Source organism: Methylocapsa sp. D3K7, from assembly GCF_029855125.1.
Taxonomy (GTDB): domain Bacteria; phylum Pseudomonadota; class Alphaproteobacteria; order Rhizobiales; family Beijerinckiaceae; genus Methylocapsa.
The window spans coordinates 1698035-1720260 of sequence record NZ_CP123229.1 but is presented as its reverse complement, the minus strand read 5'-3'; the positions used below and the strand labels follow the sequence as shown (position 1 = coordinate 1720260).

At 55.5% G+C, this 22226-nt stretch carries 24 protein-coding genes and 1 tRNA gene; 16 read left to right on the top strand and 9 right to left on the bottom strand.

What is annotated here, in order from left to right:
* The first annotated feature begins 20 nt into the window (after positions 1–20).
* Positions 21–365 carry a hypothetical protein gene (locus tag QEV83_RS07850; RefSeq protein WP_280130647.1) on the top strand — a complete coding sequence of 115 codons (345 nt, stop codon included), beginning with the start codon at positions 21–23 and terminating at the stop codon, positions 363–365.
* A gap of 1157 nt (positions 366–1522) precedes the next feature.
* Here QEV83_RS07850 and QEV83_RS07845 read toward each other — a convergent pair.
* From QEV83_RS07845 to QEV83_RS07835, 3 genes are all read right to left on the bottom strand, one after another.
* Complete coding sequence (locus QEV83_RS07845; RefSeq protein ID WP_280130646.1) at positions 1523–1882, bottom strand: hypothetical protein; 360 nt, start codon at positions 1880–1882, stop codon at positions 1523–1525.
* Between the two features lie 34 nt (positions 1883–1916).
* The gene (locus tag QEV83_RS07840; RefSeq protein WP_280130645.1) at positions 1917–2135 is read right to left on the bottom strand and encodes a hypothetical protein; all 219 of its coding nucleotides are present in this window, start codon (positions 2133–2135) and stop codon (positions 1917–1919) included.
* Between the two features lie 299 nt (positions 2136–2434).
* Positions 2435–2632, bottom strand: a complete 198-nt coding sequence (locus tag QEV83_RS07835) for a CsbD family protein (protein ID WP_280130644.1) — start codon at positions 2630–2632, stop codon at positions 2435–2437.
* Positions 2633–3069: 437 nt separating this feature from the next.
* Between QEV83_RS07835 and QEV83_RS07830 the strand changes: the two genes are divergently transcribed.
* From QEV83_RS07830 to QEV83_RS07790, 9 genes are all read left to right on the top strand, one after another.
* The gene (locus QEV83_RS07830; protein WP_280130643.1) at positions 3070–3624 is read left to right on the top strand and encodes a recombinase family protein; all 555 of its coding nucleotides are present in this window, start codon (positions 3070–3072) and stop codon (positions 3622–3624) included.
* Between the two features lie 839 nt (positions 3625–4463).
* Entirely contained in the window at positions 4464–5165 is a 702-nt protein-coding gene (locus QEV83_RS07825) for a hypothetical protein (RefSeq protein ID WP_280130642.1), read from the top strand.
* Positions 5162–6430, top strand: coding sequence for a terminase family protein (locus QEV83_RS07820; protein ID WP_280130641.1), 1269 nt, complete (start codon positions 5162–5164; stop codon positions 6428–6430). Before QEV83_RS07825 ends, QEV83_RS07820 begins: the two co-directional genes overlap by 4 nt.
* A 16-nt stretch (positions 6431–6446) precedes the next feature.
* Positions 6447–6710 carry a hypothetical protein gene (locus QEV83_RS07815; RefSeq protein ID WP_280130640.1) on the top strand — a complete coding sequence of 88 codons (264 nt, stop codon included), beginning with the start codon at positions 6447–6449 and terminating at the stop codon, positions 6708–6710.
* 11 nt (positions 6711–6721) lie between these two features.
* Positions 6722–7309: a hypothetical protein gene (locus tag QEV83_RS07810; protein WP_280130639.1), complete on the top strand. Its 588-nt coding sequence runs from the start codon at positions 6722–6724 to the stop codon at positions 7307–7309.
* A gap of 90 nt (positions 7310–7399) precedes the next feature.
* Positions 7400–7807, top strand: coding sequence for a hypothetical protein (locus tag QEV83_RS07805; RefSeq protein ID WP_280130638.1), 408 nt, complete (start codon positions 7400–7402; stop codon positions 7805–7807).
* A complete protein-coding gene (locus QEV83_RS07800; protein ID WP_280130637.1) occupies positions 7807–9711 on the top strand; it encodes a hypothetical protein in 1905 nt (634 codons plus the stop codon). Before QEV83_RS07805 ends, QEV83_RS07800 begins: the two co-directional genes overlap by 1 nt.
* Positions 9712–9762: 51 nt before the next feature.
* Positions 9763–10188, top strand: a complete 426-nt coding sequence (locus QEV83_RS07795; protein ID WP_280130636.1) for a hypothetical protein — start codon at positions 9763–9765, stop codon at positions 10186–10188.
* Between the two features lie 913 nt (positions 10189–11101).
* Entirely contained in the window at positions 11102–11488 is a 387-nt protein-coding gene (locus QEV83_RS07790; RefSeq protein ID WP_280130635.1) for a hypothetical protein, read from the top strand.
* 663 nt (positions 11489–12151) lie between these two features.
* On the opposite strand, the gene QEV83_RS07785 is transcribed toward QEV83_RS07790, so the two are convergent.
* Positions 12152–12538, bottom strand: coding sequence for a hypothetical protein (locus QEV83_RS07785; protein WP_280130634.1), 387 nt, complete (start codon positions 12536–12538; stop codon positions 12152–12154).
* Positions 12539–12586: 48 nt separating this feature from the next.
* Positions 12587–12766 (bottom strand): hypothetical protein, encoded by a 180-nt coding sequence (locus QEV83_RS07780; protein ID WP_280130633.1) that lies wholly within the window; start codon positions 12764–12766, stop codon positions 12587–12589.
* An 83-nt stretch (positions 12767–12849) separates the two neighbouring features.
* On the opposite strand from QEV83_RS07780, the gene QEV83_RS07775 reads away from it, so the two are divergent.
* From QEV83_RS07775 to QEV83_RS07760, 4 genes are all read left to right on the top strand, one after another.
* Positions 12850–13062, top strand: a complete 213-nt coding sequence (locus tag QEV83_RS07775; protein ID WP_280130632.1) for a hypothetical protein — start codon at positions 12850–12852, stop codon at positions 13060–13062.
* Positions 13063–13143: 81 nt separating this feature from the next.
* The gene (locus tag QEV83_RS07770; protein ID WP_280130631.1) at positions 13144–13407 is read left to right on the top strand and encodes a hypothetical protein; all 264 of its coding nucleotides are present in this window, start codon (positions 13144–13146) and stop codon (positions 13405–13407) included.
* 216 nt (positions 13408–13623) lie between these two features.
* A complete protein-coding gene (locus QEV83_RS07765) occupies positions 13624–14124 on the top strand; it encodes a hypothetical protein (RefSeq protein ID WP_280130630.1) in 501 nt (166 codons plus the stop codon).
* 1710 nt (positions 14125–15834) lie between these two features.
* Positions 15835–16908, top strand: coding sequence for a tyrosine-type recombinase/integrase (locus QEV83_RS07760; RefSeq protein ID WP_280130629.1), 1074 nt, complete (start codon positions 15835–15837; stop codon positions 16906–16908).
* Between the two features lie 26 nt (positions 16909–16934).
* Here the strand turns inward: QEV83_RS07760 and QEV83_RS07755 are convergent.
* The 3 genes from QEV83_RS07755 to QEV83_RS07745 all read right to left on the bottom strand — a co-directional run bounded on the left by QEV83_RS07755 (position 16935) and on the right by QEV83_RS07745 (position 19217).
* Positions 16935–17010, bottom strand: a tRNA-Ile gene (locus QEV83_RS07755).
* A 136-nt stretch (positions 17011–17146) separates the two neighbouring features.
* A complete protein-coding gene (locus tag QEV83_RS07750) occupies positions 17147–17743 on the bottom strand; it encodes an ActR/PrrA/RegA family redox response regulator transcription factor (protein WP_280130628.1) in 597 nt (198 codons plus the stop codon).
* Between the two features lie 67 nt (positions 17744–17810).
* The gene (locus QEV83_RS07745) at positions 17811–19217 is read right to left on the bottom strand and encodes an ActS/PrrB/RegB family redox-sensitive histidine kinase (RefSeq protein ID WP_280130627.1); all 1407 of its coding nucleotides are present in this window, start codon (positions 19215–19217) and stop codon (positions 17811–17813) included.
* Between the two features lie 373 nt (positions 19218–19590).
* Between QEV83_RS07745 and phaZ the strand changes: the two genes are divergently transcribed.
* Both phaZ and QEV83_RS07735 read left to right on the top strand, forming a co-directional pair.
* On the top strand, positions 19591–20880 hold the full coding sequence (phaZ, locus tag QEV83_RS07740; RefSeq protein WP_280130626.1) for a polyhydroxyalkanoate depolymerase: 1290 nt from the start codon (positions 19591–19593) through the stop codon (positions 20878–20880).
* A 93-nt stretch (positions 20881–20973) separates the two neighbouring features.
* The gene (locus tag QEV83_RS07735) at positions 20974–21729 is read left to right on the top strand and encodes a SprT family zinc-dependent metalloprotease (protein ID WP_280130625.1); all 756 of its coding nucleotides are present in this window, start codon (positions 20974–20976) and stop codon (positions 21727–21729) included.
* 2 nt (positions 21730–21731) lie between these two features.
* Here the strand turns inward: QEV83_RS07735 and secB are convergent, their stop codons facing one another.
* Entirely contained in the window at positions 21732–22226 is a 495-nt protein-coding gene (gene secB / locus QEV83_RS07730) for a protein-export chaperone SecB (protein ID WP_280130624.1), read from the bottom strand.

Sequence of the window (22226 nt, the reverse complement as noted above, 5' to 3'; positions counted from 1 at the left end):
ATGATTTAAGGTGAATAAATATGGATGTTTTAGAAGTAGAAAGCCCGGCTGCGCTGGCAGGCGCCCCGGGCTCTGATTTAGGTACATTGATTTGCAGCACTGACACACAAACCACTATCGAAAAATTCGAAACAGCGCAAGCAAAAATAGATCAACTCTTCGATGACATTGGCCCCAACATTAATGCAATGGGGGCGATGCTCAACGCGGCTGCCGCCATGCATGAGGCTGGCGATCCTGCTGGGCTGATCTACGCGCTTCGGCGAGTTCGAGCCTATTGGGTAGCGGTCTCAGAGTCGGCCAAGGAATTGGTTGCTGCTGATGCCGAACGCTTGTCCGCACTCCGTAAGGAGTCGCGGCAATGAGTGTTCCTATGCCCGCACGAGACATGTGGCAACTGATCGATTCCGTTCGTGACCGCTGTTATGATGTTTTCACTTTCAGTGAAAAGCAAAGACTTCATAACTTGGTCGTCGGATTCAAAAGCAAAGGAGTTGTCTCTGATGCAGATCTAACCTGGCTACACCAGTCTTGCGACAACCTTCTGGCCATGGGCATCTCCCCGGCACGGGTTAGGCGGACATTACCGCGAGCCAAACGGCGGCCGCGCGGTAATGGGTAAGGCTTCGGCCCGGCGGGTAGTGGCGACATCCGTCCGAGGGCACGCCCGGCGCCTAGCGGCAGCCCGGCGTAAACACTATGGGGAGATCCTAACCGCAAGGGAATGGGCACCCCCATTAGCCGCCATATTGCTGATGGCCGACGATGGGAAATTTACAATCAAAGGGCGCCCGTTCACATGGCCGGGGCTCACCAATTATTCATTGCGGCGAAACCTTCGCCAAATCGGAGTTGAGACAAAACCCGACGACCCGGCAATCGCTCGATGTGTTGATCACGCATATCGAAAATTCGGCAAGCGAATGGTGTCGCGGGCCGAACTCGGCGAAATGCTCAATCTAACCGCCGCCGAAAGAGTGGAGTTCAAAATATGGCAAATCCTGCCATGCGACGAAACAACAGCCGAGCGAAAGGCGTGGCTGCGCAAACGTGACGCCGAACGGAAAGCAAATATTCGACGGATCCAAGGCTCAAAACCGAGAGAGGAATGGCTGATGAAGAACGACCTATCAAGGACCAAGCCTTGGGAGGCCGAGGGGATTTCCCGCAAAACATGGTACAAGCGCCAAGCTAAAGCCAATAGCCAAACGAGGGGGGTGACAGGTCCGTCCGTCGCATACTCTTGTATCTCTACTCTGGACACACCTGTCACCCCTATAGCTGACACCAATGTTGCAAAGGGGCTGGCCGAGAACTCACTCGTCACTAGCGTTGCGTCACTACCTGCACATGAGATGCGTATCGAGGATAGACGCCTTGCGGCGCCGCACCGGCCTGCACCGGACACACCCATAGCGCCAATGGTCTGGCACGCCCCGGCGATCATCGAAATTTGGACCTTGGCGTCTGGCACGCCGTACCCGTGTGAATACCTGGAGGCGGCGGAATAACCGCTGTTTCATTATTTGGGAATTTGAGCGGGATTCGGTGGAAGCGTTTCGCCACTGCCCCAACTAAAGTTGCCCCATTTTACGTCAGCAATTTCTAACCGATTCTTTAGCAGTTGCGCCCGAGCGTCGGGCGAAAACATCACCCCTCCCGCGTTGGCGTCTATTAGGTTGAGCGCCCACTCGCGTGCAGCGCTGATCTGCTTTTCCTTTTCTGGATCAACTCGCAAAACGTTTATGCCAATCTGCACGAGATCGGCATTGCGCTTCTCACGCCATGTCCAGACTGTGAAATTAAGCGCACTTGCTGCGACAAATAGCGCGGCGAGGCTCAGTAAGAATTGCATCACGGAAGTCATAGAGGGCAATTGCATCGCGAGCATCCGAAGAAAGAGGCCGTCCGATAACTTACTTGGCGGGGAGGCCGAGGCTAGCGCGAATCTTGGAGGACATTGCCTCATAGGCGGTTATCCAGCGTTTCAGCCACAGAATTCTTGCCTGCGTAGTATCGACTTGGACGCCCTCTCGAATCTCCGCGATTCGTATCTTGCCCGACTCCAGCGGTTCAAGCTGAGCGCGCAAGTCAGGGATTCGACATTCTTCGATATCGCGCAAAAATTCATCCATAACCAAACCTCAGCTGACGATCGAAAACGTCATTTTTGGTCGGAAAGTGGGCCTCCCACTGGTTCGGAAAGTGGTACTACAGAAACCCCCGCTACTGGTTCGGAAAGTGGTACTATCATATGTATTATTGGTCTTACCCGCAGCGCCTCGCACTAACAAAACCCGATCACCAAAACTGGCGGGCGGCCCAATTCTCGGCCTGAATCGACCCGCCAATCTGCTACTGAGGGGGAGGCCACACTACAAATAGCTAACGCGGCCCCCGGTTATGCAAGAATGTTAGATACGCAAGCTTACGATCACTGCTTGTTTACCCAGTCGTCGAGTTGCTTGCGGACCGCATCCTTATTAAGGCCGTAGCGCTCCTGGATTATGCCTTCGAGCTGATCACGCTTGCCGGCAATCTTATCAAGGTCATCGTCAGTAAGATTGCCCCATTGCTCCTTGACCTTGCCCTTTAGCTGCTTCCAGTTTCCTTCAACACGATTCCAATCCATTGCAAGCTCCATTTCCGTAGCCCCGTATGCCTTGCCAATCCCGTTTCGGTTTTAAGGTTCCCCTTCCAATTGAGCTGTGCCCGTCTCGCTCGCGCTATTGCCTCGCAACTGTATAGCTAAAGCTTAGCAAACTACACACATAATCTGTTGAATTATTAACAAGCCTGGGAAGCCCGCTGGCCTTGGTTTGTGCCTACCTAGCTGTCAGACAGCGTTTTTGCTGACTTTCCAATTTTAGGCCGGTTTCTGTGGCTCCTGGCGGTAAACCAAATACTATCCCGGTCTGCCGCGCAGCATCTGGTCAACACCGCGCCCGGATGTCTCAATAGACCTTGCCCTTGTGGGATGCCGTCAATATTGTCTCAATAGGGTATTGACACAGGGGAAATTTGAGACTATCTCAATAGCATCCTAGATGCTGTTAGACAGGTGACGTCATGTTGATTGGATATTGCCGAACCTCGACCGCCGAACAGGCCGCAGGGCTTGCGGCGCAAGTTCGAGACCTGAAAGCGCTCGGCGCAGACAAGATATTTTCAGAGCAAGTTTCATCCGTCGCAGAGCGGGCCGAGCTGCAGAAAGCCTTAGATTTCGCTCGCGAGGGAGACACGCTCGTTGTCGCTAAATTAGATCGCCTTGCTCGGTCGATGGCCAATCTTATGGACATCCAAGAACGCCTGAAGGCCAAGGGCGTGGGCCTCAAAATTCTGGACCTGGGCTTAGACACAAGCAGCGCCAGCGGCGAATTGATTTTGAATGTTTTGGGCAGCATCGCTCAATTCGAGCGAAAGATTATGCTGGAGCGCCAGCGTGAAGGCATTGCGGCGGCCAAGGAAGCTGGAAAGTACAAGGGGCGCAAGCCTACAGCGATGCTGAAAGCCTCCCGCATCCTTGCCCTTCATGCGGCGGGGAAGAAGATCCCCGAGATTGTCGCGGAGACCGGCGTGAGCCGAGCCAGCGTTTATCGAGTGCTGGAGCAAGCCTCGACCTAATCGCCAATAACCGGAGCTGACTGATGAATGGCTATGACGACCTTTTGAATGAGCAGGGCGAGCCCCGAGCCAAACCCCGCGCCGATTTAAGCGGCCTCCGCTTTGGGCGGCTCACGGTTATAGAAAAAGCGGGGAAGGACGCGCACGGGAAAACCTCATGGAAATGCACCTGCGACTGCGGCAAGGAGGCGGTCGTCCGCCACGGTCTATTGCAATCTCTGCATACTCGGAGCTGCGGATGCCTGCGCGTTGCTCGTCGCCGTTTCGGTTGGCGGATGCCTGCAGCTACACCTCGTAGCCTACCGTAAACGCAACGAAAAATCGCGCTAACCTTTACAATTAGCGTGGGACACTATATACTTCTAAAGTAGGGTAATAACGCAAAGTCCCGCGAATCGCTGGACAGCGCGCGGTTGTTTGACGGCGTTAATCATATCTACCCGACTGCAAAGGGAGAGCTTTGCGGCCGGTTTAACCACGCTGAGTCGCGCCGATTTTGTGCGGCTCAGCTTCAACACGTACTGGGTTTATAGCCACGGTTATAGGCCCTGTCAATATCGGGAATGAAATTTGAAAAAACCCTTTAAGCCCGACAAGGCTCAGGTTGAGCTAATCGTCGAGGCGACCATCGCCCGCATGGGCATCAGTTTTATCGCAGAATTGCTGGACACTTCACCGGCCGAATACGCGGCCTGGTGGCGCAGCCGTGTCGAAAACGGCACGGGGCTTTGGATTGTCCCCACAAAACCCCCTTCACCGCGCCGGGCACCGAATCCCAGCCACGCAAAGTTTGCCCGTGGCATCGCCCGCGCAGAACAGCACAGACACCGAGGCCGTAGATGAAACCATTGCCCCCAGCCCCGCCGGGCTGCTTCAAGAACGGAACGCCTATTCCGTCCGCTCTCGAGGCTGCACGCCCGCATCGAGAGCCAGACGCTACCCAAACCCATCCGATGAAGCGTCATCGAAATTGTGCGGTTTGCAACCACGCTGAGCGGGTTCGGATTGAGGCGCTGCACGTCGCTGGAAACGGCATCGATAAACTGGCCGAACAGTTCGGAATCCATCGGGACGCCATTTGGCGGCATATGACCAGGCATGTCTCGGAAGAGACCAAGGTCGGTTACCTGCTTGGCAAGGCCAAAATCGCCGATCTGGCCAATGCAGCGGCAGACGAAAGCCGCGCCATCATCGATTATCTGGCGATTATCCGCAGCATCCTGATGAACCAATTGGATCGGGAATCGCAGGCAAACCGCCCTTATGGCGTCGAACGAGTTGCGGGCAGACTGATCGAAGTACTCCGCGAAATGGGTTCCATTACCGGCGAAGTTTCAAAAATCGCAGGCGTGACGCTCAATATCACGAACAACACCCAAATTTTGAGTAGCCCGCCGTTCCTCCAGCTTCAAGCTGGCCTGCTTTCGATATGCCAAGCCCATCCTGAGGCCAGGGCCGATATCGCGGCGCTGTTCCGCGACCTTGATGCCAAACACGCCACCAATGACCCGAAGCTGATTGAGCATGAGGCGGCCGAATGAGCATCTTTCAACGCCTTGCCGAGGTCCTTAGTGATGACTGGAGCGTTCGTGCACGGTCAGAACAGTTGCCGCCCATCGATGACGCTTGGAATATATGGCTTATTTTGTCGGGGAGGGCGTGGGGAAAGACCCGCACCGGCGCCGAATGGGTCAAATCTTTAATCATAAGCGAGCAGGCCAGGCGCGTTGCCTTCATCGGTCCGACTGCAGCCGATGTTAGAGACACCATGGTTGAGGGCGAGTCAGGGCTTTTGTCCGTTTGCTCGGATTGGGATCGACCTCTCTATGAACCCAGCAAGCGACGCGTCACATTCAAAAATGGCTCGATAATCACGTTGTTTAGCGCAGAGGAACCAAACAGGCTTCGTGGCCCGCAGCATAATTTTATTTGGATGGATGAGCTTGCTGCGATGGACAACGCGATGGATGTTTTCAATATGTCAATGTTTGGGCTGCGGCTGGGTAAAAAGCCACGCGCTTTGATTACGACAACGCCGCGTCCTATAAAGATTTTAAAGGAACTCATCGCACGGCCGGATGTGCATGTCACGAAGGGCAAGACCAGTGATAATGCTGCAAATCTTGCTCCGACATTCCTCTCTGCGATTGTCTCGAGGTATGAGGGCACGAGGCTCGGGAGGCAAGAACTCGACGGCGATATTTTAGACGACAATCCCGGTGCGCTTTGGTCGAGGGATCTTATCGAAAAAACGCGCATCCCCAAGGCCGAACAACCGGAGATGACGCGGATTGTTGTCGCCATCGATCCTGCGGTGAGTGTCAGCGAAACGAGTGACGCCACCGGCATCGTGGTCGCAGGCAAATGCCGCAATCGGCACGGATATATCATCGAGGATCTGTCCGGCAAATACAGCCCGACTGAGTGGGCGCGAAGGGCAATCGCAGCGTATCGCGAGCACCGTGCTGACAGGATTATTTACGAACAGAACCAAGGTGGCGACATGGTCGCTCACACCTTGAGAATGGTTGACCAGAGCGTTCCGTTACGTGCTGTTCATGCAAGCCGTGGGAAGATTGTTCGGGCCGAGCCGATCAGTGCGATTTATGAGCAACACAAGGTTCACCATGTTGGGTGCTTTCCCGATCTGGAGGATGAAATGTGCTCGTTCGAACCGGGGACGAAAGACTCGCCAGATAGGCTGGACGCGATGGTTTACGCACTGACGGATCTTCAGATCTCGGGGCCGGGACCTTGGAAGATAGATTATGATTTTTGGTCACGTGGATACATGAAACTTGATTAGATAGAAGGAGAGCACAATGACACTTGATGAATTAAAATCACAACGCGCCGTAGCCGGTGAGCGGTATCGAAACGCTACCTTCGAACTGCACGAATCGTTGATTGAACTTGCCGCCGTTGATGCAGTGTTGGCCAATCGCGGCGAACATCTTCGGACGTTCTTCGACACGCCACAGAATCTCTCGACGCTTGCGCATCCTGTCTTTGCCCCGGCGGACACGGTGACATGCTGGCGTGATGAAATCAAAGCACGGACCAATGAATTGCTGGCTAAATTTTAAAGGACAAAACAATGAATTTGAACATTTCACAATTTGAAAGCAGACTTCCAAAGTCTGCGTCAGACAACGCGCGCCACAACGTACGCTCGGCCATCATGATTGCAAATGGTTTCAGTGAGAAGGCAGCGGAGATTCGCGCTGACGGCCGTTTGTCAGCGGAAGGCCAAGCGGAGAAGCTGGCGGAACTTAAGGCAGCGACATCAACAAACGGCCATCTCGTGCAAATCCGCACTCAGGCACAGAAGCAATTGAACAGCATCAAATCTGAGCGCGATTCGTTCAAGAGGGAAGTTTTGAAGCGCCCCGAAGACCCCTTGGCCGAAATGCGAGCAGCAGAAATCAGGACCATGCTGCGGGGCTTGCCGGAAACAGAACGCCTCCGGTTGGCGATGAGCGACGATGCTGAAATCCGCGACGCTGTTGCGCTTGCAACTCCCGTATTGAGTGGCGTGCCAGCTGTGGTTCACGAGCAGATCGTTGACAAGATTGTTTCTGCCCGGTTCCAAACTCGCAGCGCTGAGTTAGCGGCGTTGGAAGATGAGTCGGAGGCTGTTCTCGCTGCGGCGAGCGTTGCTTCAGACTTTATTGCGCGTGGCTGATTAGGAATTGGCGGCGTGTTTTGCTTTCCGCCCGCGTCGCCGATGCACCGGGGCCTAGGTGTTGAAAAATGGGCCTAGCTGGATGACCGGATGGTCGGAAGGCATTGGCGGGCGACGGCATCCAACGTCGCCCGCCCTTTTTCACAAATTGGATATTGGATAGTGGATTTTGAAATGGATTATTTAATGACTCCCGATGACGCTCGTAAATTTGTTTCTTCTGCCCGCAGATTGCGTGACGGCCTAGATCGATACGAAAGCATGATGGTTGGCCTCGGTACGGCCACCGATACCGTTATAGGCGATCTCGACGCGCTTGCTAGGGCCATTCCCCAAGATGCCATTGCTGTGCGGGAAAATTTGGATTGGCTACGCGGCGCTCTTACTAAAATTGGAAATGAGATTAAGGGCGGCGCTGGCGGCATTCGCGAGGGGTCGGATGGCCTATCGAAAATCATTCGCGTCTCAGAACTTGAAATACGAAAGGGATCGAACTGATGGCCGGTCCCTATGATGTTTTCATTGAACTGAGATTAATTGATCACTTCTCTCCAGGTCTGGCGACCATTGCAGCCGGGCTCAAATCTCTGCAAAAGCATTTCGACACGATGACGGCGGGTCAGAAGGCTTTGACTGCTGGGTTCACTGGTATTGCAGGCGGCGCTCTCGGTGTCGTCGCGGCATTCAAAGAGTTTGGGCCAGCGGGAATGAAGCTGGTCGATCAGCAGCAGCAAATGGTGAATAAAGGCATTGAGCTTAACAATGTTTTGGGTATCCAAGCTGATTATTTCAACAAAATCGCGAAGGCAGTTCCGACCGTCAATGCTGTTGAATATCTAAAGACCGTGCAGGATTTGCGTGGTGTGCTTGGTTCAGATAGTGCGGCAATCGCAGCTGCACCGCAGGCCGCTAAGATCGATACCTTGCTTGGCGATAAATCTGCCTATGATGTCTTCCGGGCGTTTGAGAAAAAGGGCGTGACCGGGGACACAGAGAAGCAGCAACAGATTCTGAGCGAGCTTTATCCTTATCTCCAATTGTTCAAAGAAAAGGTCAAAGCAGGCGACGTTTCCAACTTTGCAACGCGTGCGGGTGCGGCCTGGATAACCACGGATCTCGCGAAGACAGCGCCCTACCTTTTGCCGCTCATTGCTGATTTGCGGGGCGACACGGCTGGCGTCACCATGAACCAGCTGCACAAGTTTATTCAGGGCGGCGCTGTTCTCAGCAAACAGCAAACGGAAGCCCTAAACACTCTTGGCCTGCTTGACCCAACCAAGATACACAAGACCGGCTTTGGTGGCGGCAAGACGCAGCTTGATATTGGCGCAATCAAAGATTCGCTGAAATATGCGAGCGACGATCCCGGCTGGGTGCGTAATGTCCTACAGCCTGCAATCGAAGCATATGCACATGGCGATCCTGCGCTCGCGAGTGCGATGCGATCCAAGCTGTTTCCGAATCAATCGCAAAACCGCGCGGCCTTCATGCTCGGCGACCCTGAGTTTGTGCAACAGGCAGAGAAGGACAAGCGTCTGGCGTCAATGGTGCCTGGTCTTGACAAGGGCTATCAAAACGCCGTCAACAATAATCCAGTGATCGCGATGAAGGCCCTGACCGCGCAGTTCGAGAGCTTTAAGGAAGCTGTTGGCGCGCCGATGATTCAAGGCACCATTCCATTTTTGCGAAGCCTTACGAGTGCGCTGTCTAGCCTTGGCGCCGCAGCAAACGCCAATCCGAAACTGGCGACCAATCTTGTCCTCGCGGGCGGGGGCGCGCTTGGCGGGGCACTCGCGGGCGGCGCGCTGGGAGCGCTGGGCGGTCCACTCGGAATGGCTGGCGGTGCGGTCCTCGGTGGCCTCACCGGGCTTGCTGTGGCGAACTGGCCCGCTGTCTTAAACGGCCTCTCCGGGCTGAAGGATGGCATTTCGAGCATTGCGGTGGTGTTCGGTCAGGTTGATTTCAAGACCGTGCTTTATCAGGACGCCATGGATACGGTTGCAGGTATCAACAACTTGATGAATCAACTTGGCCACAAATTGACGGATGGATGGAAGTCGCTCGCCAACGGTCTAAATTTGAGTTTCGACTGGCTTCGCGACAAAATCGTTGGCGCATGGAATAGTCTTGCCGGATCGATTCCGCTTATTGGCAACAGCATGAAAATTGGTCCCTCGCCAACGTCGCTGCCAGGGAACGGTGCAGCCGCACCAATGACCCCTCCACCGTCGCGTCAGACATCGGTGCACATCACATCAAACATGAACATTGATGGTCGTAGGCTTGCGCAGGTCGTGACGAGCCAAATGGTTGCGACCGCGACCTATCCCACGAGCGCGTCTGGCGCCGATGGCCGTGGGCAATGGCTTGGCCCGAGTGCATACGCAACCGAGCAAGGCTGACGCGGGATACAGCTTTCGCGTTCCAAATTTTCCGAAACGATCCAACCTAACTTGAGGTGTGACATGGCACGAGTAAGAATTAATAACGGTCCTACGATTGAAACCGAAGGGTCTCAAACCGCGATGCGCGCCCCGTCTATCGCGGAACGCATCAAAGCTGATGCCAACCGCATCGAATATGAAAATGATGTCACCGGGCGCCGTATCGGCGTGCGCCAACTGGATTTCTTGGCGGTTCATGATCTGACGGTCGATGTTGGCGGTGAGCTAGCGAGTAACGGCCCCGCGTTCAACCAAATTTTGGCTGTTGCATCTGTCGCGGAGATTGACGGCGATCCCGTTGATATTCCTGCAAGCCATTTGCAAGTGCGCGCCATCATGAAGCGACTCGGATTCCATGGCGTTAAGGCTGCCATGAGTGCGGTGTCCCGTTTTGGCGGCCTCGACGAGGACTTGGACGCAATAAAAAACTCGTGAACCATCCTGGGTTCGTTGAGCCCTTATTGCTCATCAAATTTGGGATGGATGACGATCTCGCATTCGCGATGAATCGCACAATGCGAAAGGCGGCAATCATCGTGTTCGGCCAATTCGATGGCGGCAAATGGGATTGGGATTCTATGAATTGGATTCAGGATAAGTCATGAACATCACACTGGCATTTCGCAATCTTTGCATCGCGGCTTATCGCGTCGCCCGGCTGTGGGTCATTACGAAACTGCGGGGATTGAAACTTTGATGGCGTGGCAACCGAAGAGGGCTGATTTGGAGAGAATCGCTGAATACGAACTCGCCGGTATGGCGTTGGAGCAATGCGCAAGATTTATCGAATGCACACCGGCCGAGCTGGCAGCATGGCGTTCTAAATGTGCGGCGGCCGCCCGGGCTGAATATATAAAATCAATGCAGGGACCGCCCCCAGCGCCAGTTGCCAAGCCGGTTTGGAAGTAGGTGGTATTATGGCACGTTTCACCAAGCAAGAGATGGCCGATCATCCGGGCACCGGATTCGTCAAGCCATGGGAAGAGTGTTACTCTTTTGCCTCTGTCGTGGAAACGCGGGACAAGAATGGCGGACATCCCAGGCAAACTGTCAATAGCCGAGAAAGAAAAGATTTCGGAGGCGATATCCGCCAAATGGGCCGGGCGCTCGGAGGCGTGCCCGATCTGTGGAAGCACTCAATGGCTTATTGCGGATCATTTCGTAGCCACAACGACGTTGGGGGCGGGTGGTGCATTTCAGCTAGGAGGACAAGTCTATCCGCTAGTAATGGTAATCTCTCCCTGCGGATATACGAGATTTTTCAATGCTGTCATGCTCGGGGTTTATCCGAGCGTAAAGCCACCAGAAGAGGCCACTCACCCTACCGAAGTAGAAAAGAAATAGAATCATGTCAGCAGAGGATGGGGACATATTCGTGGGACGCGGGGTGTCTGTGGAGACACATCGCGGCGCGACTGTGGAATCCTTCTATGCGTGCCGCAACATGAAAATATATCCTATTGCCGAGCATGAACTTGACGCACTAACTACCATGAATACCTTAAATACGGTTCTGCTGACTATTGGCGTTGGGCTGGTTTCCCTGGCCGCAGGAATTTGGATTACCGACGTATTTACTGAAAAGGTGACGCCAGAGGGTGTCGTCTTGGCAAAGTTCGGTGCGTGGGTACTTATCGTTCTAGGTCTTATTTGCTTCGTCGGATGCTGGTGGGCTGGGCGCCGTCGCAAGACGATGTGGGGGAGAGTTGTCAAAGAATCCGGCACGCCCTCCTAGACTCATAATCATCATTTTATTTCGTTCCCGGCTTTTCTTGGTGGCTTGGCGATTGGTGAGCCTATGGTGAGGCTCGCTACGGCGAGCGCAAGGCTATCGTCGAGGCCGAGGATTGGGAAGGGCCGGAATACCAAACGTGTCGGAACGCTGCCAGTATAGCTAACGCGTTTGAATTGTCCCGCCGGCGGGACAATCTTACCTTTAAGCATCATGCCGAGGTTGCCGCTCTTCCCCCAGACGAAGCCGACGCGCTCCTAGATTGGTGCGAGGAAACGCCCAAGCCGCCGCCCTTCCCGTCGGCAAAAGCCCGAAAATTTAGACTTTCCCGCTTCCTTTGCAATTGTCGCACGTTTTCTGTCCGGTCCCGCTGCAATGATTGCATTCCCTTACGCTTGGGGTTCTGCTTCCCAACTTTCCTGTTCCCTTACAATCTGGGCATTCGATGGTTTTTTTGCCTTCACAAACGGGGCAGTCGGCCATTGCGTTTCTCCCTAAGTTTGATGTTAGGGAATTAACTAATTCGCGTGGTTGGCGAATCAATGAACCTTGCTTAATTAAGGGGATGGCTCTTGTAGCGCCTAGGTCACGATGATTGCTGGCCCTGACGCCCCTGTGCATTCGCCCCATGAACTTCGACGCCGGGATCCTTGGGGTCGAGCGGCTTCAGTTATGCCGAATGGCGTGCCAGGACCCAGCGCATTGCAGAGATGGCGACGACCAGGTGCCAGAGCCAGAACCGTCCGCAAGCTTTCCGGTGGCATACGCGACCTTGTCCATGCCCTGAAATGTAAGATTCACGATCCCGCGCTGGTCGATCTGACCACTAGATTCTATCGGCGTATCTCCTACCGCAGTAACGTGGCCGCCGGACACTGAGATCGTCAAATGAAGGGCATTGCCGCAATTACCTTGCCGTGTCGTGATATCGACAACATAGACACCATCCTGGGCGCGCTGCCTGAGGTGAGCATGTGCCGCGTCGATCCAGGGCGAGAAGTTTGCGCCGATTAATACGGTCGCAGAGATAGCAGAAGCGCGGGAGAGGTTCATTCCATTGCCTTTCGCTATCTTGGATTCCCGATGATCTTAGGCCGCCGATTATTTAAGCACACCTAACTCGCGCAGATAAAGCTCTAACACCTCTTCCGTAAATCTAGCTTTCGTACGGCCGCTATCCTTAGCTGCCTTGACGAGTGCCTTAGCAAGCGACGGGCGCACCTTAATAGAGAGAACTACAGTTCGGTTCTCTATGGAAGGCAGCTTGCTTAATTTTTTCATTCCCAAGCACCTTGACAAAGTACTTACCTTATGTAAGTACTACTTCACTAGCATGTGCTAGGCGAAATTGCAAGGAAACTTACATGGCAAAACAGCTTATTAAACAGGTTTTTGGCGTCCCTTCGACGGCCGTCATTGAGGCCACCGAGGCGGCGACCACAGTCAATGAAATCCGGTCAGCCGGTTTCAGATACGAGGCAAAGCTCCGAGACCTTGAGCTTCAGTTCGAGGCTAAGGCGGGCGAGCTACGGCAGGCATACCTCGATGAGGTGCGCGGCATCTATGGCGACGCGTAACAAGCGGGGCCTGCAGAGCGTGTCACCCGCTCGCAAGCCCCTAACCATCGATCACATCGATTCGCCTGAGAGGATGTTCAAATGGCTAAGACAAGCATTAAAGAATCACCGCCCAGAATACAAACCGACAATCCCCGGTGGCTCCGCCACAATCGTGCCTGTCTAAGGAAGGCCGACGCGGCCTTGGATGATTTCCGCATTCGTACCGATGTCAACGTTGACGACATCGGCAGCCTGGGCTTGGAATTGGGGCGTATCATAACGGGGTTCATCGCCCTGCTCGACAAGCGCATTGCTGCGGCGAGCGAGACGGCCAAGCCCGCAATGACACTCGACCGTCTCTAACCGTGCCGACATGAGGGAGTTAAGTCGACATGGCTGACGACGATCTTATCACGCGCGCATAGCCGCGTAACTATTGATGGTGCGCCGAGGACAGCACACGTGGTCTGAGTTTAGCAGATGGCCTTAGCCATCCCCGTCGCTCGCCAATTATATCGCCAACTATCACGTCAAGCGAACTGCGGAAACGCGCTTTCCACCGAAAAATTGGAGTAACACATGGCCACGAAACCGAAGACACGCAAAGCACCGGCGGCGAAGGCAAGGGCTTTCAAGGCCGCCCCGAAAGCACCGGCCACGGAAACAAAGGAACAGGTCAGCGAAATCCAGCAACTTATTGCCCGCTGGAAATGGCTTGATGCCGATAAAAACTATCAGGTCGATATTTCTACAACCGATGATGAATGTGACAGGGCCGCTGATTTGCACGAGCGCGAGAAAGCGGAAATCTTGCGAAAGCTTATTGACAAGAGACCCGAGACTTTTTTGGAGTGCCGCACCATGCTTGATTATGCGACCAACCTTGTCGGACACAGCGACGTGGAAGATGATGACATCATCGCTTTGCTTAAGAATGTTCGCAATGGCCTGCGCATCGTGCAAGGTGATGAAAGGAGGTCAGCACATAAGGAGGGGATGGAAAAGATGCGCTTGCGCTACCTCTTTTCTCTGGATGTCGCCAATCGTCTCGGAACTTCTGAATTGTTAGATAAACTATGACCCTCTACCGGCGACTGCGACTCCGCTACCGCATAACGGTCCTGAAATTCTGGTGCTGGGTGCTGGAGACGCTACTAAACGAGCGGGACCGGCTGCGGCGGGGCTGACAACGGCAGGGCGGCGACGGGTTTGACCTGGGCCTCTTATAGGGCTTCTTTGCCAATCCCGACGCAGCTTGCGCTTCCTCCCGCGCCGGACGTTGCGTCCGGCATTACGTCAAAAACGCGGCGGACCCGATCAAAGATTAGATGGCCCTCGTCTCATTGGGGCAGCGTAAGAGTTGCCGACGATTTGCCGGAATTTTTTTGATCCGACGGTGATTCTTGAGAGTATTTGCCGCACGCTCCCAAAGCAAAAACCGCAAACAGCAAAGCTAACAAGCGGTGCATAGATACCTCCCTGGTCAAGTATTGCCGAGCAGCCCCTAATCCGGCCAAGGCGCTCGATAACGGAGGGCACTCCCCAAGGTTATCGCTGAACTGCCTTCAAAGGTTCCAGCTGGAGCGATAAAAAACTATCTGGGATTGCTCTGTCATAGGTGAATTAGTGCCGCGTTTCTGGCTATCGGCCGGGGATCTCGTTCTCCGGCCACAAACTATCGTCTCTACCGCGTGCGGCTATCGCTCAGGGCTTAGAACCAGCGTCCGCGACCATACCAGCCGCCGCCGCCAAGCAGCAGAACGAGAACTATAATGATAAGAAGCGTATTGGTATCCATGTACGTGTCCCTTGGCTACGAGCATGCTCGATATGATGCATTGATCGCTTCAAGGCTTGAAAAGTTCCATCTGGAGCACGGTGGCGGGCGCGGCGGGCGTAAGCGGAAAGCAAAAAAAGCCCCTGACCTCGCCGCAGATACGCAGCGGACGGGATCAGGGGCATCATCAAGTTTTACTTGCAGCTGATGCCGTACGGGGGACGAGGACACCAGCATGCCGAAATGCGGCACGGGCTTAACATATGAGAAATATACGGAAAAACATCACCCGTTTGGGTTAAGTTATTAATCATCACAACAGCCTGGCGTGTCTGCTGTCTGGGTTGTTCATTGTGGCGGCGGCGGCCTGTTGCGATGCCAAGGACGCGACTTAGCGCCGGAGACGCGCCAAGAGGTAAGCTCACGGCGAAATACAACCAATGCCGTTACCATAAGAATAATCATTGACGGCACAACAGACATGAATGCTCCCGATTGATTTATGCTTTCTACCGGAAAAATGGCGCACAGCACAACGGATGCAAAAAGCCCCCTGATCCGGTCTGCAGACCAGGGGGAAGTCATCCATGAGCCTGGGGAGGAACCAAGCTAAAATGAATGAGCAGGATTCATGCCAAGCTTGACAATAGTTGTCAATCGTCAACCCGCTCTGCGAGTGCGACTTTGCTATATCACGGAATCGTGATGTAAAATTGGGGACAACCCCGACGATGAGCAATAATTTTCCATGCTTTCGAGGTGCGGCTGTGTTTTCGTGTCTCAACATGCAATTTGTCTAATTCATAAGGTTAAGTCACAATGGCCGGAAGAAGAGAGCGGTGTGTATTTAAGGAAACCGAAGTTGCACGGCTGCTTCGTGCAGGAAAGCGGGCGGGCGTTCCTTTCCGTTTGAATATTGGGAAAGATGGAACCTTTAGTCTAATTCCCATGGAGCCGGATGCTCCAATAGCAGCGCCTAAAACGGCCCCTGAATTGCGTGATATCATCCTCTGATGCCACGTCCTCGACCGCCGCACCTTCATAAGGAACGCACCCGTCACGGGAAGATCGTCTGGTTTGTGCGCATAGATCACGGTCCGCGCGTCCGTATCAAAGAGGAATATGGAACGCCGGAATTCGAGGCTGCTTATCACGCGGCAATCGCTGGGGAACCCACGCCGAAAAAAGCGGGAGAGAAGACCGGAACGCTTGCCTGGTTGATCTCTCGCTACCGGGATTCCGCCGCGTGGGCAAATCTCTCGCAGGCGACAAAGAAACAGCGCGAAAATATCTTCCTGAATATCATCAAATTGGCTGGCGAAGAGCCGTTCGTGAAGATCACCCGCAAGACCATCGCGGCTGCTCGGGACCGCCGCAAGGATACCCCGTTCGCTGCAAACAACTTTCTCAAAACGATGCGCGGTCTTTTCCGCTGGGCATTGGAAGCCGGGTTCGTGGATTCCGATCCGACCGAAGGCGTCAAGGGTCGCGTTCCGAGTACAAAGGGATTTCACCCTTGGAGTGAGGAGGAAATCCTCAAGTTTGAAACTCGTTGGCCAATTGGCACGCGCGAGCGTCTGGCGTTCGGTGTCCTGCTTTATACGGGTTTTAGGCTTGGCGACGCCGCGCGACTCGGTCGCCAGCATGTCCGCAACGGCGTGATCGTGGTGAACACCGAAAAGAACGGCACGAAGGTTGAGATCCCGATTTTGCCAGAGCTTGCCGAGATCATTGAGGGAAGCAAGACAGGGGATCTTGCTTTCGTGGCGACGCCGATAGGTAAGCCAATGGCGAAGCAGAGTTTTGGGAACTGGTTTCGGGAAGCTTGCAAGGCGGCAGGGGTTCCCGGCTCCGCGCATGGGCTGCGCAAAGCGGCCGCGACGCGAGCAGCGGACGACGGCGCCACAGAGGCCGCACTTGAGGCTATTTTCGGCTGGAAGGGCGGAAAAATGGCGTCCCTTTATACCAAGAACGCTAATCGTGCACGGCTCGCGAGGGAGAATATGGGCAAGCTGTCATCGGGGAGAAAAGCGAACATCTATTCCCTTACCCAGGTATCAGGTGCGGGAAAGAACGGAAAATCCTAAACAATATCAATGGAGAATAGAATAGATGGTGGGCCGGGCAGGACTCGAACCTGCAACCAGACCGTTATGAGCGGCCGGCTCTAACCATTGAGCTACCGGCCCCGGCGGGTCTCGATCAAGACCGCTTTACCCATATGGCTGGAACGCCGCCGTAGGGCCGAGGAAGCGCGCATTACACCTATTTTTCGGCCCGAAGCAATGGCTGCTGCAAGCGCTTGTGGACAGCACAGATCATGCCCTAGCGCGGCGCTTTTTTCGCCAGAATGCGCTGCAAGGTGCGCCGGTGCATGTTGAGGCGGCGGGCGGTCTCCGAGACATTGCGGCCGCAAAGCTCGTAAATCCGCTGAATGTGCTCCCACCGCACACGGTCGGCGGACATGGGATTTTCGGGAAGTTCGGCTTTGTCGTGCCGGGTCGCCATGAGCGCATTGAAAATCTCGTCGGCGTCGACGGGCTTTGCCAGATAATCGAAGGCTCCGAGCTTCACGGCGGTGACGGCGGTGACGATATTGCCATAGCCGGTCAGGATGATCCCCCGCGCGTCGGGGCGCTTCGCCTTCAGCTCGCGAATGACGTCAAGGCCATTTCCGTCGGCAAGACGCATATCGATCACCGCGAAGGCGGGGGCCGTTGCAGCGATGGCGGCGAGCCCCTCGGCGACGGAATTTGCCGCCGTCACCGTGAAGCCGCGCGTCTCCATGCTGCGGCTCAAGCGCGTCAAAAAGGTATTGTCGTCGTCGACGATCAGCAGCGAGCGGTCTGGCCCATGGCCATCCGGCGCGCCGTCCGTGTCTTTGCTCTGATCTCCCGTCTTCGGGGATGCGTCATTTTGCATAACCAATTGCCTCGCTTGGACCATTTCCGGCAGAAAATCCGACAAAGCAAGAAAATAGCGAGTTTTTTCACGATTTCCTGGGGTTAACCGGAGCCGGACTATCCCCCGAAGGCGGCGAGAATCCGGCCACGGGCTTGACCGCGGCGGCGGCGAGCCCGGCACGCAAACCCCTGGTCCCGCGCTCGAAGACCGGCCGTTCCCAGGAAATGGCAATGGAGGCTCCCGTTTCTGGCGGCGCCCGGTTGCCTGTCTTGACGGTCGCGCCGGAGCGTTCGAGGAGCGTCTTGGCAATGAACAATCCAAGACCAAGCCCGGACCCTTCTTCCGTTTTGGCGCGCCGGTCGGTCTTGGTCGTGACATAGGGTTCGCCCACCCGGCCGGCGACATCGGCGGAAAATCCAGGACCATCGTCCTCGATCACGATGGTGACTTGCTGCGAATCCCATTTCGTTGCGATCCGCACGTCCGAGACGGCGAAGTCGATCGCATTTTCGATAAGATTGCCGAGGCCATATAAGATCCCCGGATTACGGCGGCAGATGGGTTCGGGGTCTTCGCCGTCTTTTGAGATCGAAATGCGCATGCCAAAATCACGCTGCGGGCCGGCCGCCTCTTCGATCAGCAGGCCCAAGCTCATTTCATCGAGAATGTCGCCGGTGTCCGAGCCGAGCGAGGTCAGGGTGCCGAGAATGGCCCGGCAGCGGCCGACTTCCTGGGCCAGTACTTTGAGATCCTCTTCAGACGGATCATTGGCGGGAAGTTGTTTTTGCATCTCCCTGACAACGAGCGTGATTGTGGCCAAGGGAGTGCCGAGTTCATGCGCCGCCGCCGCCGCGAGTCCGTCGAGTTGGGTTAAATGCTGCTCGCGGGCCAGCACGAGTTCGGTCGCGGCCAGGGCATCGGCCAGTTTGCGCGCCTCGACCGCGACGCGCGACGCATAGATGGCGATGAACCCAGCGCCGAGAACGATCGCGACCCAAATCCCTGCGTCATAAATCAACGGGAGTTGCAGCTGCTCTCCAGGATACCAAGGGAGCGGATAGTGCCTGAAGGTGAGCGCCGAAACCGCCCCGACCATCAGGAGAGTGAGGATCAAGGTAATGCGGCCGGACAGCGATACGGCTGATATCATGATGGGAGCGAGGAACAGCATCGAAAAAGGATTCTCGATGCCGCCCGTGAGATAAAGAAGCGCGGTCAGTTGCAAAATATCATAGGCAAGCATTGCCGCCGCGGGGGCGTCCTCGAGACGTTCGGTGCGGCCGAACCGCAAACGCAGACCGATGTTGAGCCAGGCCGAAGCGGCGATGACGAGGAGACATGGCCCGAGCGGCAGCGAAAACCGCAAACCGTAGTAGGTGACGACAAGGGCGATCGCCTGTCCGAGCAGGGCCAGCCAGCGCAATTTGACCAGAGTATCGACGCGCAACCGTCGCGAGCGCCTGCCAAGGTCGATGTTGATCAATTCGGCCATGACCTTCCGTTTATCCCATTGGGAGGCGAATCAACAGGCCGGTCTTGCCATGCCGGCCTGCCGAGGTGCTCAGCAAGGCCGCCCTCTCTTTTCCGCTCACGTTTGGGTCTTGCAGAACTGCCGCAGGCTCATCAAATACAGTGGAACCCCTTGCTATTATTGGCGTTGGAGTGTCCCGGAAGAGATTGCCGCACGCCCGGTATGACATCGGCATGGAGACAAAGAATTATTTTAAAGTAAAAATTTTTCTTTGATAAATCGCTCTGGGGCAATATCGAACACTTCGCCGCTGGGTCAGGGAACCGGACAAAACTGCCTTTATGTTGCCGTATGGCTTGGTAGCTTATGGGAGCTGGAGCCAAGGATTTGGAAAATGCCGCCTTTTTCCTATGAAATGCATGAAATGGCGCATCTTGCGCTGGCTCCGGCGCGGGCCATGACAGATGTTGCCCGGACGTGGCTCGAAAGTCCCATCAATCCGTTTTCCTACACGGCGGCGGGCCGCAATCTGGCGGCCTCGGCGAAAGTTTTCGAACGGCTGACCAGGCGCTACGACAAGCCGACATTTGGCTTCAGTACGGTGGCCGCCGGCGGCAAAACCATTCCTATCGTCGAGCGCGTGGTTTGGGAGCGGCCGTTTTGCCAGCTTCTGCATTTCGAAAAACAGTTCGACACCGGCTCACCGGAGCCACGCGAGAAGCTTTTCATCATCGCGCCGATGTCTGGTCACCATGCGACTCTCCTGCGCGGCACCGTTGAGGCATTCCTCCCTTTTTATGATGTTTACATCACGGATTGGGTCGATGCCCGCGCGATTCCGGTCGCTGCCGGCCGTTTCGATCTCGACGACTATATCGATTATGTGATGTCCATCTGTGAGGTCTTGAGCAAAGACTCTTGGAGCGGCACCGTTCATACACTTGGCGTCTGCCAGCCGGCGGTGCCTTTGATCGCGGCGGTCGCTTTGATGGAAGCGGCGGATAGCCCCTATGTCCCAGCGTCGATGACGCTGATGGGTGGCCCCATCGACACGCGGCGAAGCCCGACCAAGGTCAATCTGCTCGCGCAGGAGCGAGGCAGCGCGTGGTTTAAGAGCAATTGCATCTGCACGGTTCCGTTTGGCTATCCCGGTGCTGGGCGGCAGGTTTACCCCGGCTTTCTACAGCTCACCGGCTTCATGGCGATGAATATCGATCGTCACATAACCGCGCATATGGAGTTTTTCGATCATCTCGTTTCGGGTGACGGCGACTCCGCCAGAAAGCACCGGGAATTTTACGATGAATACCGGTCGGTGATGGATCTTCCGGCGGAATTTTACTTGCAGACGGTCGATACTGTTTTTGTCAAACACGCTTTGCCAAACGGTGAAATGACCCATCGCGGCGTGCCAGTGGATTTATCGGCGATCCGCCGTGTGGGACTGCTCACCGTAGAAGGCGAAAACGACGATATCTCCGGGCTCGGTCAGACCCAAGCCGCGCAAGAACTATGCAAAAATCTTCCACAACATATGAAAGCCCACTATCAGCAGGACAAGGTTGGACATTACGGCGTGTTCAACGGGTCGCGTTTCCGTAACGAGGTGGTGCCCCGCATCCGCGCCTTCCATCGTGCAGTCAAGACTCCGGACATCGGCTTGAAGCTTGTTGAAACCGCTTAAATGTGAATCGCCGGCACACTTTAATCGATAGGTCAGCCATTTTTTGAAATCATTGCCCTAGCGACTCACTTGGCCTCCGGCTATTCTGAGGCCATGCTGCCTCCGCGAAAAATCGCACCCCGCGTTTCCGGAATCACGACGCTCGAAGTTTCCCATGCGGGCGAAACCTATCGAATCGCTATCCGGCGCATAGCCTCCGCGCGACGGTTTACGTTGCGTGTGCGCGCGGCGACGCAGGACGTCGTTTTGACGATGCCGTCGCGCGGGAGCCTCGGCGAGGCAAAAGTCTTCGCGAACCGGCATGCCGCCTGGATCGGCGCGAAACTGCGCTTGCTCCCCGAAAAAATTCCTCTTTCGGCGGGGGGATTGGTGCCGCTGCGTGGAACCGTACACTTGATCACCCATTGCCAGGCAAGGCGCCGGGGCGTCTGGCTTGAAGAACAAGGCCCAACGAGCCCGCCGCTCATTTGTGTCAACGCCGAGGCGCCCTTCGTGCCTCGCAGGGTCCGGGACTTCCTCGTCAAGGAAGCTTTGCGCGACATCAAGACCGCCGTGGAGAGCCACACTCAAAGACTCGGCGCGGTGCCGAGCAGAATCACCTTGCGTGATACGACAAGCCGGTGGGGTTCCTGCTCATCCTCCGGCGCGCTCAGTTTTTCATGGCGCCTAATCATGGCGCCGCATTTTGTCCTCGATTATCTCGCCGCGCATGAATCCGCGCATCTTGTGCATATGAATCATTCAGCGGCGTTCTGGGCCGCCGTTGACCGCTTAACGCCGGACACCGGCCGCGCGGAGGCATGGCTTAAAGCGCATGGCTCCAGCCTGCTCCGTTTCGGACAGGAATAATTTTAGCTGGCTGGCGCGGGGGCGGTGGCAGCGGCGTCGCTGAGGCGCTTGCGGTAAAGTGCAGCGAAATCGATCGGATCGATGTAAAGCGGCGGAAACCCGCCGTCCCGGACCGCCTCGGCGATAATCTGGCGGGCGAAGGGAAACAACAAGCGCGGGCACTCGATCATGACCACAGGATGCATGTCATTCGCGGCGATATTGCGCAAGCGGAAGAGACCGGCGTAGTCTAGCTCGAACTTGAACAGCAGAGCTGCCCCTTCGCCAGCCGACCCTTCCAGCAGGATATTGACCTCGAAGTCGGCTTCCGCCACTTGCCGTGCATTGACATTCACCTGAATGGAAATATTCGGCGGCTTGTCTTGCGGCCCCAGCGAGCGAGGCGCGTTCGGATTCTCGAAGGAGAAATCCTTGGTGTATTGAACCATCGCATTGATCGAAGGCGCCGCATCCGCCTGAGAGGCGTCGCCGTTTCCGTTTCCGTTTCCGTCTGCCAT

Bases quoted from the DNA above. Each gene is read 5' to 3' on its own strand.
- QEV83_RS07850 (WP_280130647.1), top strand. From the start codon at position 21: ATGGATGTTTTAGAAGTAGAAAGCCCGGCTGCGCTGGCAGGCGCCCCG.
- QEV83_RS07845 (WP_280130646.1), bottom strand. From the start codon at position 1,882: ATGCAATTGCCCTCTATGACTTCCGTGATGCAATTCTTACTGAGCCTC.
- QEV83_RS07840 (WP_280130645.1), bottom strand. From the start codon at position 2,135: ATGGATGAATTTTTGCGCGATATCGAAGAATGTCGAATCCCTGACTTG.
- QEV83_RS07835 (WP_280130644.1), bottom strand. From the start codon at position 2,632: ATGGATTGGAATCGTGTTGAAGGAAACTGGAAGCAGCTAAAGGGCAAG.
- QEV83_RS07830 (WP_280130643.1), top strand. From the start codon at position 3,070: ATGTTGATTGGATATTGCCGAACCTCGACCGCCGAACAGGCCGCAGGG.
- QEV83_RS07825 (WP_280130642.1), top strand. From the start codon at position 4,464: ATGAAACCATTGCCCCCAGCCCCGCCGGGCTGCTTCAAGAACGGAACG.
- QEV83_RS07820 (WP_280130641.1), top strand. From the start codon at position 5,162: ATGAGCATCTTTCAACGCCTTGCCGAGGTCCTTAGTGATGACTGGAGC.
- QEV83_RS07815 (WP_280130640.1), top strand. From the start codon at position 6,447: ATGACACTTGATGAATTAAAATCACAACGCGCCGTAGCCGGTGAGCGG.
- QEV83_RS07810 (WP_280130639.1), top strand. From the start codon at position 6,722: ATGAATTTGAACATTTCACAATTTGAAAGCAGACTTCCAAAGTCTGCG.
- QEV83_RS07805 (WP_280130638.1), top strand. From the start codon at position 7,400: ATGGTCGGAAGGCATTGGCGGGCGACGGCATCCAACGTCGCCCGCCCT.
- QEV83_RS07800 (WP_280130637.1), top strand. From the start codon at position 7,807: ATGGCCGGTCCCTATGATGTTTTCATTGAACTGAGATTAATTGATCAC.
- QEV83_RS07790 (WP_280130635.1), top strand. From the start codon at position 11,102: ATGTCAGCAGAGGATGGGGACATATTCGTGGGACGCGGGGTGTCTGTG.
- QEV83_RS07785 (WP_280130634.1), bottom strand. From the start codon at position 12,538: ATGAACCTCTCCCGCGCTTCTGCTATCTCTGCGACCGTATTAATCGGC.
- QEV83_RS07780 (WP_280130633.1), bottom strand. From the start codon at position 12,766: ATGAAAAAATTAAGCAAGCTGCCTTCCATAGAGAACCGAACTGTAGTT.
- QEV83_RS07775 (WP_280130632.1), top strand. From the start codon at position 12,850: ATGGCAAAACAGCTTATTAAACAGGTTTTTGGCGTCCCTTCGACGGCC.
- QEV83_RS07770 (WP_280130631.1), top strand. From the start codon at position 13,144: ATGGCTAAGACAAGCATTAAAGAATCACCGCCCAGAATACAAACCGAC.
- QEV83_RS07765 (WP_280130630.1), top strand. From the start codon at position 13,624: ATGGCCACGAAACCGAAGACACGCAAAGCACCGGCGGCGAAGGCAAGG.
- QEV83_RS07760 (WP_280130629.1), top strand. From the start codon at position 15,835: ATGCCACGTCCTCGACCGCCGCACCTTCATAAGGAACGCACCCGTCAC.
- QEV83_RS07750 (WP_280130628.1), bottom strand. From the start codon at position 17,743: ATGCAAAATGACGCATCCCCGAAGACGGGAGATCAGAGCAAAGACACG.
- QEV83_RS07745 (WP_280130627.1), bottom strand. From the start codon at position 19,217: ATGGCCGAATTGATCAACATCGACCTTGGCAGGCGCTCGCGACGGTTG.
- phaZ (WP_280130626.1), top strand. From the start codon at position 19,591: ATGCCGCCTTTTTCCTATGAAATGCATGAAATGGCGCATCTTGCGCTG.
- QEV83_RS07735 (WP_280130625.1), top strand. From the start codon at position 20,974: ATGCTGCCTCCGCGAAAAATCGCACCCCGCGTTTCCGGAATCACGACG.
- secB (WP_280130624.1), bottom strand. From the start codon at position 22,226: ATGGCAGACGGAAACGGAAACGGAAACGGCGACGCCTCTCAGGCGGAT.